General features: G+C 71.1%; 11 protein-coding genes and 1 pseudogene. 5 read left to right on the top strand and 7 right to left on the bottom strand.

Going from position 1 to position 10611, the window contains the following annotated elements:
* Both GT042_RS32785 and GT042_RS32780 read right to left on the bottom strand, forming a co-directional pair.
* A pseudogene (locus GT042_RS32785) lies at positions 1–655 on the bottom strand (NAD-binding lipoprotein); the annotation flags it as partial.
* Positions 656–817: 162 nt separating this feature from the next.
* Complete coding sequence (locus GT042_RS32780) at positions 818–1567, bottom strand: TetR/AcrR family transcriptional regulator (RefSeq protein WP_161312324.1); 750 nt, start codon at positions 1565–1567, stop codon at positions 818–820.
* A 149-nt stretch (positions 1568–1716) separates the two neighbouring features.
* On the opposite strand from GT042_RS32780, the gene GT042_RS32775 reads away from it, so the two are divergent.
* Both GT042_RS32775 and GT042_RS32770 read left to right on the top strand, forming a co-directional pair.
* Complete coding sequence (locus GT042_RS32775; protein ID WP_161312323.1) at positions 1717–2514, top strand: VOC family protein; 798 nt, start codon at positions 1717–1719, stop codon at positions 2512–2514.
* Between the two features lie 94 nt (positions 2515–2608).
* Complete coding sequence (locus tag GT042_RS32770; RefSeq protein WP_161312322.1) at positions 2609–2887, top strand: WhiB family transcriptional regulator; 279 nt, start codon at positions 2609–2611, stop codon at positions 2885–2887.
* Between the two features lie 127 nt (positions 2888–3014).
* Here the strand turns inward: GT042_RS32770 and GT042_RS32765 are convergent, their stop codons facing one another.
* From GT042_RS32765 to GT042_RS32750, 4 genes are all read right to left on the bottom strand, one after another.
* Positions 3015–3989 (bottom strand): acyl-ACP desaturase, encoded by a 975-nt coding sequence (locus GT042_RS32765; RefSeq protein ID WP_161312321.1) that lies wholly within the window; start codon positions 3987–3989, stop codon positions 3015–3017.
* Between the two features lie 264 nt (positions 3990–4253).
* Positions 4254–5030, bottom strand: a complete 777-nt coding sequence (gene ddaH / locus GT042_RS32760; protein WP_161312320.1) for a dimethylargininase — start codon at positions 5028–5030, stop codon at positions 4254–4256.
* A 113-nt stretch (positions 5031–5143) separates the two neighbouring features.
* The gene (locus tag GT042_RS32755) at positions 5144–7405 is read right to left on the bottom strand and encodes an excinuclease ABC subunit UvrA (protein ID WP_161312319.1); all 2262 of its coding nucleotides are present in this window, start codon (positions 7403–7405) and stop codon (positions 5144–5146) included.
* 106 nt (positions 7406–7511) lie between these two features.
* Positions 7512–7928 (bottom strand): SsgA family sporulation/cell division regulator, encoded by a 417-nt coding sequence (locus GT042_RS32750; protein WP_161312318.1) that lies wholly within the window; start codon positions 7926–7928, stop codon positions 7512–7514.
* Positions 7929–8117: 189 nt separating this feature from the next.
* Here GT042_RS32750 and GT042_RS32745 point away from each other — a divergent pair, with 189 nt between their 5' ends.
* Positions 8118–9260, top strand: coding sequence for a YCF48-related protein (locus GT042_RS32745; RefSeq protein ID WP_161312317.1), 1143 nt, complete (start codon positions 8118–8120; stop codon positions 9258–9260).
* A gap of 45 nt (positions 9261–9305) precedes the next feature.
* On the opposite strand, the gene GT042_RS32740 is transcribed toward GT042_RS32745, so the two are convergent.
* Positions 9306–9605: a YciI family protein gene (locus GT042_RS32740; protein WP_161312316.1), complete on the bottom strand. Its 300-nt coding sequence runs from the start codon at positions 9603–9605 to the stop codon at positions 9306–9308.
* 50 nt (positions 9606–9655) lie between these two features.
* On the opposite strand from GT042_RS32740, the gene GT042_RS32735 reads away from it, so the two are divergent.
* On the top strand, positions 9656–10348 hold the full coding sequence (locus GT042_RS32735; protein ID WP_161312315.1) for an endonuclease V: 693 nt from the start codon (positions 9656–9658) through the stop codon (positions 10346–10348).
* 83 nt (positions 10349–10431) lie between these two features.
* Positions 10432–10584, top strand: coding sequence for a hypothetical protein (locus tag GT042_RS32730; protein WP_161312314.1), 153 nt, complete (start codon positions 10432–10434; stop codon positions 10582–10584).
* Positions 10585–10611: the final 27 nt, after the last annotated feature.

Genomic DNA, 10611 nt, shown 5'->3' with positions numbered 1-10611 from the left:
ACGCCGGCCCGCCCGGGGGCAGCACCAGCACGGTGCTCGCCGTCCCCGGGCTGACCAGCGCCAGTACGGCGGGGTCGCTCGGCGGACCGCTGCGGCAGATGAGCCGGGCGCGGCCGGCCCGGGCGGCCAGGGCCTGCTCCATCCCGGTCTTGTCCCGGTCGGCGAGCAGGACGATGGCCCGGGACCGGCCCGGGGCCTGCGCCGCCACCAACTCGCCTACCACCGTGGTCACTTGGTCGGACCAGCCGAGCACCAGCACATGGCCGTGCTCCAGAACCGTCGACCGCCCGCGGCTCAACTCCGCCATCCGTTCCGCCAGGCTGTTGGTGATCACTCCGATCAGGGTCGACACGCACAGCAGGGCGACCAGTCCGAGCAGCGCCGACAGGACCATGCGCAGCGGCGTCCCGGAGATCGCGCCCAGCCGCAGCGTCTCCGCGCTGGTCCGCCACGCCGCCGTCAGCCGGCCCGAGACCGAATCCGGCGACTCGGGGTCCGTCCACACCAGCAGTACGCTCACCGGCACGACGACGGCCAGGCAGGTGAGTATCAGCCAGCCCATCAGTGTGCCGGTGCTGCGGGCCAGCGTACGGTCGAACCGGTAACGCGCCCGGTCCCGCAGCGAGACCGGGAGCCGCCCCTTGGTGTGTGCCACTCCCACCCCTTCCCCTGTGCCGGTGTGGCGGGTGCGGAGCTGGTTCCCCCGGACACCCCCTGCACAGTGCTGCCTCCGGCGGCCGAACAGGGGGCGTCCGGGGAACGATTCACTCTTTCGTGCGGGGGCGCCGCCCCCGTACCGGTCCCGGCACCGCCCGGGTCACGCCGTCTTCGGAACCCTGATATCCCCGGGCCCCTCGGGCAGCGCCCCGGGGTCGGTCGCCATACCGCGCAGCCGGTGCAGGATGGCGTTGCCCGCGCGCTCGTACGCGATCGTCTCGCCGTGCAGTACGGACCGCGCGTTGGCCGCCTCCATCAACGCGATGATCTCGAAGGCCAGTTGGGGCGCGTCGGTGTCCGCCACCAGACCGCCCGCCCGCCGCGCGGCGTTCAGGGTGCGTTCGACGTAACTCACCCACTCCGCGCGGGCCTTGGCGATCGCGTCGTGCACCGGGCCACCGCGCGCGTCGAACTCGGCCGAGACACCGCAGAAGAAGCAGCCGCCGCGGAAGACACGGTTCGCGGAGTACAGCAGCCAGTTGTGGCACAGCGCCCACACCCGCTCCACCCCCGGTGGCAGCTCGCGCGAGGGTCGTACGACATGCGCGACGTAGACGTCGACGGCCGCCCGTACCGTCGCCAGCTGGAGCTCCTCCTTGGAGCCGAAGAGGGCGAAGACCCCGCTCTTGCTCAGCGTCAGCTCGGTCGCGATACGGCCCAGGGAGAGGCCTTCGAGCCCCTCCACCGACGCCACGTCCATCGTCCGGTCGAGCACCAGCCGACGGGTCCGGTTCCCGCGCTCGACGCGCCCGTCCGTGGGCCCGGCCCGCCCGGGCCGTCCTGCCCGCCCGGCGCCGCTCCCGGCCGCCGCTCTGTCCGTCCGTGTGTCGTCCGTCCGTGTGCCGCTCATCCGTCCAGTCTACTGAACGCACGGTCGTGCGGTTATCGCGTACGGGCGCGGTGCGGTCACCCGGCATCGGGAGGAGACTCGGAAAACAGGCCCCCGGGAGAGGACAGCAGGCCCCGGGGCCCGAGGGACCCCATGAAGGAGCGCACGCCATGCTCACCACCCCGTTTGTCACAGGCTCTCCCAACTGGACCGATCTCGCCACACCCGACCGGGAGGGGGCGATCGACTTCTACCGGGGCGTCTTCGGCTGGGAGCACGTGTCGGCGGGGCCCGACACCGGCGGTTACGGCATGTTCCAGCTGGGCGGAGGGACCGTCGCCGGGGTGATGCCGATCCCGGAGGGGCAGGCGCCGGCTGCCTGGTCGCTGTACTTCCAGACGCCCGACGCCGAGGCCACGGCGAAGGCCGTCGAGGAGGGCGGCGGGTCCGTCGTGTTCCCGCCGACGGACGTCATGGACCTCGGCAGGACGGCGGTCTTCACCGACCGGGCGGGCGCGGGCTTCGCCGTCTGGCAGCCCGGCGGCAACAAGGGCCTCGACCTGGTCAACGTGCCGGGCGCTCTCACGTGGGGCGAGCTGTACACCCCGGACGAGGACGCCGCGTTCAGCTTCTACAGCGCGGTCTTCGGCTGGGAGGCGATCAGCACGCCGATCCCGGGCGGCAACGGGACGTACCGGATGGTCAATCCCGCGGGCCAGGGCTCGGACGCCATGTTCGGGGGCTTCGTCCCGCTCGGCTCCGATCCGACCGAGGCGGACAGTGATCCACACTGGCTTCTTTACTTCGCGGTCACGGACTGCGACGCTACAGTCACGAGGGCGCGGGCCCTCGGCGGTACGGTCCGGACACCACCGGTCGAGCTGGACGGCGTGGGCCGGTTCGCGAAGCTCACGGATCCGTACGGAGCGTCCTTCGCGGTCATGCAGGGTGTGACGCCGGCGATCTGACCCCGAGCGGCGGACGCGGCCGTCCCGGCCGCCCGGCCCCGTCGGCGATCTTTCGTCCATCAGATGTTTATCGCCGTACGGCAGCCTGTGGTCCATGTCGATCAACACCACGGGGACCAGTACCACCACGAGCGGCGTCATCAGCCTGGAACGTGAACTCTCCTGGCAGGAGAGCGCGTTGTGCGCCCAGACCGGAGCGGACTTCTTCTTTCCCGCCCCCGGCTCCTCCACCCGCGAGGCCAAGCAGCTCTGCGGCGCGTGCGAAGGCCGCGAGGCCTGCCTGTCGTACGCGCTCGACAACGACGAGCGGTTCGGCGTGTGGGGCGGACTCTCCGAGAAGGAACGCCAGCGCCTGCGCAGAGACCGCGCATGACACCGGACCCCGCCACCGCCGCCTTATACCGAGCCCACCCCACCGGCCGGGCGTGACAACACGCCCGGCCGGCAGTAGTGACAGACGAACGGCCGGCAGTGGCCGGCGACAGACGAACGGCCCCGGATCAGCCGGCGGCGCGCGCCGCCATCCGCGCCTTGCGGGCGGCGAGCTTCTCGTCGAACTTGCTCGCCTCGCGGTCCAGCCCGCCCATGTACAGCCCCAGCTCCTCCTGCGCCTTGAGACCCTCGGGGCCGAGCCCGTCGATGTCCAGGACCTTGAGGTAGCGGAGCACCGGCTGGAGCACGTCGTCATGGTGGATCCGCATGTTGTAGATCTCACCTATGGCCATTTGCGCGGCCGCGCGCTCGAAGCCGGGCATGCCGTGTCCCGGCATGCGGAAGTCCACGACCACGTCACGCACGGCCTGCATGGTCATGTCGGGGGCGATCTCGAAGGCCGCGCCCAGCAGGTTCCGGTAGAACACCATGTGCAGGTTCTCGTCCGTGGCGATGCGGGCCAGCATCCGGTCGCAGACCGGATCGCCCGACTGGTGGCCGGTGTTGCGGTGCGAGACGCGGGTCGCCAGCTCCTGGAACGCCACGTACGCCACCGAGTGCAGCATCGAGTGGCGGTTGTCGGACGTGAAGCCCTCCGACATGTGCGTCATCCGGAACTGCTCCAGCTTGTCCGGGTCGACGGCCCGCGACGTGAGCAGGTAGTCGCGCATCACGATGCCGTGCCGGCCCTCCTCCGCGGTCCAGCGGTGCACCCAGGTGCCCCACGCTCCGTCGCGGCCGAAGAGGGAGGCGATCTCGTGGTGGTAACTGGGGAGGTTGTCCTCGGTGAGGAGGTTCACCACGAGAGCGATCTTGCCGATGTCGGTGACCTTGGACTGAGCGGGGTCCCAGGCCTCACCGTCCTCGAAGATCCCGGTGAAGTTGCGGCCGTCCGAGAAGGGGACGTACTCGTGCGGCATCCAGTCCTTTGCCACCTTGAGATGACGGTTGAGTTCCTTCTCCACGACCTCTTCCAGCGCGTACAGCAGTCGCGCGTCGGTCCACGCGTCCGAACTGCCGAGGTGGGGAGAGGTGATCGTCACGGGTGCTCCTGGGGACGGGAGATATTACCTACGGATTCGTAGGTTACGAGACCGTAGGTTAAAGCCACGGTAAGCCGGAGGCCAAGCCTCGGGAACCACGGACCGTCCCGGAGGTGCTGACCTGCGGGGACGAACTGGTGAACAAATACGGATCTACCGGCAGAAGGTGCCTCTGTTCCGCCGTTCCGGGCCCGCCCTCCGCTCTCAGGGAGTGACCGATGCCGCTTGAGGCGCGGACGCCGATTCAGGTGTCTTCGGGTGTCTTCAGGTGTAGAGGTCCCGCAGCCGCACCGAGAGACAGGTCACGCACCCTTCCAGTTTCTCGAACTCGCTGATGTCCACCGCCACCGGCTCGTACCCGAGATCGGTGAACAGCTCCGCCGTCTTGGGCGCGCTCGCCGCCAGCAGCAGCCTCCCGCCGCCGAGCAGCACCACGTGCGCCCCGGCCTCCTCGGGGACGGGCAGGAAACGCGGGTAGACCGAGTGCACGTCCACCAGCGGCTCGTACCCGATGACCGTCGAGTCGGGCAGCGCCGTCACCGCGGACTTGAGGTGCAGCACCTTGCTCACCGGTACGGCCACCACGCGCGCGCCCAGCGGCTCGAACACCGCCCGCAGCTGCTGCACGCCGGCCGCGTTCGTCCGCCCGCCCTGCCCCACGTAGATCGTGTCGCCGATCTTGAGGACGTCACCGCCCTCCAGCGTGCCCGGCTCCCACACCCAGTTCACCGAGCAGCCGAGCCGCCCCAGTTCCTCCTCCACCGCACCGGTCTCGGGCCTGCGGGAGGCGGCGCCCGGCCGGGCTATCAGCGCCACGTTCCGGAACATCACCACGGTGTCCTCGACGAACACCGCGTCCGGGCAGTCGTCGGCCGGTGCCACCTCGACCGTCTCCCAGTCGTGCTCGCGCAGTGTCTCGACGTACCGTTCCCACTGCCGCAGGGCCAGTTCGGTGTCGACGGGGACGCGTTCGAGATGCGTGACCAGGCCCTCGGTGAGGCGCGGTCCTGGACGGCGGATCAAGGCTTTCCTGCTGGGCACGGGCGATTCTCCAGGTCCGTGAAGGGTCCGGTTCGTGAAGGGCCCGATGCGTGACGGGGCCGGTCGCGCCCATCATGACCCGCCGTACCACCGCGATGGAATGCCCCACGGTGCTACGGATGTGCCAGATCCTTCCGGAGGTGGGCGGCGGTGAACGAGGTGGGATGGCCGAGCAGCCCCTCCGGCGTGCCCGCGAAGACGACCTCGCCGCCGTGTCTGCCACCGTCCGGGCCCAGGTCGATCACCCAGTCCGCGCGCTTGACGACCTCCAGGTGGTGCTCGACGCAGATCACCGAGTTCCCCGCGTCGACCATCCGGTCCAGCAGTGCCAGCAGCGTCTCCACATCGGCCAGGTGCAGTCCGGTGGTGGGTTCGTCCAGGACGTACACACCGCCCGTACGGTGCAGCTGGGTGGCGAGCTTGATGCGCTGGCGCTCACCGCCGGAGAGTGTGCTGAGCGCCCGGCCCAGCGGCAGATGGGTCAGGCCCACGTCGTTGAGCGCCTGAAGCGGCCGGCGCAGCCGCTTCTCCTCGAAGAACTCCAGTGCCTCCACCGCCGTCATCTCCAGCACCTCGACGACGGACCGCCCCCGCAGCAGGTGTTTCCGTACGCCGGCGTGGAAGCGCCGGCCCTCGCAGACCGGACAGACCGTGGTGACCGGATCCATGAAGGCCATGTCGGTGGTGAGGGTCCCGCGCCCCGCGCACTCCGGGCACGCGCCGGTGGAGTTGAAGCTGAAGAGCCCCGGGTCGACGCCGTTCTCCCGGGCGAAGAGCGTGCGGATGGTGTCCATGACACCGAGGTACGAGGCCGGCGTCGACCGGGACGAGGCGGTGATCGCGCCCTGGTCGATGACAACCGCCTCCGGATACGCCGCCGTGAACACCTCGGAGACGAGAGTCGACTTCCCGGACCCCGCGACACCGGTGACGACGGTGAGCACCGCGGTCGGGAACCGTACGTCGATCCCCTTGAGATTGTGCAGAGCGGCGCCGGTCACCGCGGACCAGCCGGCGGGGGAGCGGACCGACTCCTTCACGGTCGTACGGCGGCGCAGGAAGCGGCCGGTGAGCGTATCGGCCTCCCGCAGCAGCTCCACGGGCCCCTCGAACACCACCCGGCCGCCGTCCGCGCCCGCGCCGGGGCCCATGTCCACGACATGGTCGGCGATCGCCAGCACGTCCGGGTCGTGCTCCACCACCAGCACGGTGTTGCCCTTGTCGCGCAGCCTCACCAGCAGATCGTTGAGCCGGCCGACATCGCGCGGATGCAGGCCCACGCTCGGCTCGTCGAAGATGTAGGTGAGTCCCGTCAGCGAACTCCCCAGGTGCCGCACCACCTTGAGGCGCTGCCCCTCGCCGCCGGACAGCGTGGTCGTCTCGCGGTCCAGGCTGAGGTGGCCGAGCCCGATGCCGGTCAGCCGTTCCAGCCGCTCCCGCGCCGCCGCCGCGACCGGGGCCGCCACCGGGTCGTCCAGCGCCGCCAGCACCCCGACCAGGTCGGCGACCTCCATCCGCGTGTGGTCGGTGATCGTGAGGCCGCCGATCCGGGTGGCGCGCGCGGCCTCGTTGAGCCGGGCCCCGTCGCACTCCTCGCACCGCCGCTCCACGGTGAAACGCGCCGCCGCCTCCTTGCGCCGCTCGGAGAGACCGGTGGTGTCCCGGTTGAGGAAGAGCCGCGTGAAACGGGTGACGAGCCCTTCGAACCGGGTGTCCGCCGAGCCGCTCGACAGGTCGACCCGGACCTTGAAGCCGCCCCCGTACAGCAACAGTTCCCGCTCGGCCGCGCTGAACCGGCTCAGGGGTTTCGCCGGGTCGATGCGGCCCGAGCGCGCGTACAGCTGCCACTCCCAGCTGCCCACGGAGAGCCCCGGCAGCAGCAGCGCCCCGTCGTCGAGCGACTTGGACCAGTCGATCGCCCGATCGAGGTCGAGCCGCACCACCCGGCCGACCCCGTCGCAGGCCGTGCACATCCCCGACGGGTCGTTGAAGGAGTACGCACTTGCCGCGCCGGCGCTCGGGGTGCCGTGGCGGGAGAACAGCACCCGGAGGATCGGGTGGATGTCCGTCATCGTGCCGACGGTCGAGCGGACGTTGCCGCCCACCGGTTTCTGGTCGACCACGATCGCCACCGAGAGGTGGTCGACGGCGTCGGCCCGGGGCCGCTCGTGCCGGGGCAGCCGGTTCCTGATGAACGAGGGGAAGGTCTCGTTCAACTGACGCTGCGACTCCACGGCGACCGTGCCGAAGACGAGCGACGACTTGCCGGATCCCGAGACGCCGGTGAAGACCGTGATCCGGTTCTTGGGAAGGGTGAGGGAGACGTCACGGAGGTTGTTCTCACGGGCGCCCGTGATGACGATGTGCTGAGGCATGAGGCCGACGCTAGCCAGCCATCCGGACACCTTCTGTCAGGATTCTCCGGACCGTGAGGCCACTGCCGGTCGGTGGGCTCACGGTGGCGCCGCGCGCCACGGGGCCTCAGCAGGCGTCGCGCAGCAGCACCTTGAGGTCGTGGTCCAGGTCCAGGTAGAGGTGTTCGCGGCCGACGGGCACCAGCCCCTGCGTACGTTCCAGGAAGCGGCGCAGCTCCGACGTCCGCAGGTGGACCATCGCCGTCCCCTCCGGGGCGTGGAACTCCACGACCGTCCTCCCGTACCCGAAGGGGCGTACGCGCACGTCCCCCACCCCGCACGGTTCTGTCATCCCGAGCGCCAGCAGCTCACGGGAGAACTCCCAGGTGACGTCCGTGCCTTCCAGCGTCGCCGGGGGTGGGAACGCCATCCGCACCGCGAAGGGGTCCCCCTGGTCGTAGTGCAGCGTCGCGGGGACGGTCTCCATGCGGGGCACGGACGCGACCAGCCGGGCCTGCACGGCCTGTTCGATGACGGGTGACACGGCGTGCTCCCCTTCGACGGATCTGACATCGACCGCGAACGGTCGCCTGCTACTTGGAAGACGGCCGGGAGACCCGATCCGTGCTCGAAATCGAGAGTGACCTGCGTCACCTCTTCGGCGGCGCGGGCCGTCGCCGCCTGGAAGGCTTGCTCTGGACGGCACCGGGCGGGTGGGCTAGCTTCCAGCGCCATGAGACCCATGGGGAAGTTGCGGCGAACGGTGCTGGCGGGACTGGCAGTCGGGGTGAGCGGTACGGCACTCGTGGCCGCGCTCGCCGTACCGGCCCAGGCGGACGGCGCGTCACGGCCGGCCGGACGGGCGGACGGTGCGTCACACGCGGGCGGGGCGCTCGACTGGCGTCTCACCGACACCGGGACCGACGCGCGGTTCCGCGGCCTGGCCGCCGTCAGCCGTACGAGCGCCTGGGTCGCCGGCTCGGCGGGCACCGTGCTGCGCACCTCCGACGGAGGCCGCACCTGGCGTGACGTGTCGCCCGCGGGCGCGGCGGAGGCGGAGCTGGAGTTCCGGGACATCGAGGCGTTCGACGGGCGGCGCGCGGTGGCGCTGGCGATCGGGGAGGGCGAGGCGTCCCGGATCTTCCGTACGGAGGACGGCGGCAGGAGCTGGACCGAGTCCTTCCGCAACACCGACGCCCGCGCCTTCTACGACTGCGTCACGTTCTTCGACAGCCGGCACGGGCTTGCCATGAGCGACCCGGTCGACGGCAAGTTCCGCATCCTGTCCACCCAGGACGGCGGTGCGTCCTGGAAGGTCCTGCCGGACACGGGCATGCCGCCCGCCCTGCCGGGCGAGGCGGGGTTCGCGGCGAGCGGGCAGTGCCTGGTCGCGTCGGGGCCGAAGGACGTCTGGCTGGCCACCGGCGGCGCCGCGACGGCGCGGGTGCTGCACTCCGCCGACCGGGGTCTGCACTGGACCGTCACCGACTCCACCCTCCCGGCCGGTGATCCGGCGCGGGGCGTGTTCGGCCTCGCCTTCCGCGACCGGAAGCACGGTCTGGCGGTCGGCGGCGACTACCGCGCCGACCAGGCGTCACCGCGCGCCGCGTCGGTCACCGGGGACGGCGGCCGCACCTGGCGGCAGGCCACGACCCCGCCGCCCGCCTACCGTTCGGGCGTGGCGTGGCTCCCGTACAGCCGTTCCGCGGCCCTCGCCGTCGGCCCGACCGGGACGGACCTGACGACGGACGCCGGGCGCACGTGGCGCACGGTCGACACCGGTTCGTACGACACCGTCGACTGCACCGCCGACCTGGGCTGCTGGGCGGCGGGGGAGAAGGGCCGGGTGGCCCGGCTGACATCGGAGAGGCGCTGAGGCCGGTCCTGCGGGGGGCGATAGGCCCCCCGCCGGACTACCTGACTAACCGGGCAGTTCCTCGCGGTACGAGGCGAGCGCGGGGGCGGTCTTCGTCGCGGTGAACTCCGTGATCCGGTACGCGCACACCCCGCCGGTCACGAACGGATCCGTCGCGGCGAGCCGCTCCATCTCCGCGCGGTCGCCGCCCACGGCCAGGATCACGCCGCCGTCGCGGGGGTTCTTGCGGCCGGAGGCGAGGAAGACCCCGGAGTCGTACAACGCGTCGAGCCACGACACATGGGCGGTCAGCAGGGCGTCCACCCGCTCGACGGGCGCGGTGTAGGTCAATTCCAGTACGAACATGATCACCAGACTAACCAACCGCCTCCGGTCACGCCCTAATATGGCCGGTCATGACGCGGATCATGACACCGTTCGGAATGCCCGCCGACGAGACGGCGGCCCGCGCCCTCCAGGACGAACTGCGCGGGCAGGTCGTCCTGGACGAGCCGGGACCGGAACCCGGCACGGGCCTGGTGACCGGCGTCGACGTGGCGTACGACGACGAACGTGACGTCGTCGCGGCGGCGGCCGTGGTGCTGGACGCCGCGACCCTCGCGGTGGTGGACGAGGCGACCGCGGTCGGCCGGGTCACCTTCCCCTACGTTCCCGGGCTGTTGGCGTTCCGCGAGATCCCGACGGTCCTGGCCGCCCTCGCGGCGCTCTCCTCCCCACCCGGCCTGATCGTCTGCGACGGCTACGGCCGCGCCCACCCCCGCCGCCTCGGCCTCGCCAGCCACCTCGGCGTCGTCACCGGCCTGCCGGTGATCGGTGTGGCGAAGAACCCGTTCCTGTTCACGTACGACGAACCGGGCCCGGAACGAGGCGACTCCACCCCGCTCCTGGCGGACGACACCGAAGAGGTGGGCAGAGCGCTGCGCACCCAGCGGAACGTCAAACCGGTCTTCGTCTCCGTGGGCCACCGAGTCACCCTCCCCACGGCCTGCGCCCACACCCTGAGGCTGTCCCCCACCTACCGCCTCCCGGAAACCACCCGCCGAGCCGACACCCTCTGCCGCCGAGCGCTCCGCGAGGCCACAGCCTGAACACCCGGGCGCCGCCCCCGATTCGGCGTACCTGAGTACCTGTACGGATATCGCACCGCGCCACCACTGGGCAGCCTGGGTGCATGACCAACGAGCAGATCTGCGCCGGACCGGTGGAACCCAGCAAGGCGGAGCGCGCTCTCACCGTCGTGACGGTCGTCGCGGGCGTCCTGATGCTGGTGGGCACGATCGCGGCGATATCCGTGGTGGCCCTCCTGTCGTACGGCCTGGACTAGGGCGTGTCCGCGAAGTGGGGTCTGGCT

Source organism: Streptomyces sp. SID3212 (assembly GCF_009865405.1).
GTDB lineage: Bacteria > Actinomycetota > Actinomycetes > Streptomycetales > Streptomycetaceae > Streptomyces.
This window is presented reverse-complemented; position numbering and strand designations above follow the sequence as displayed.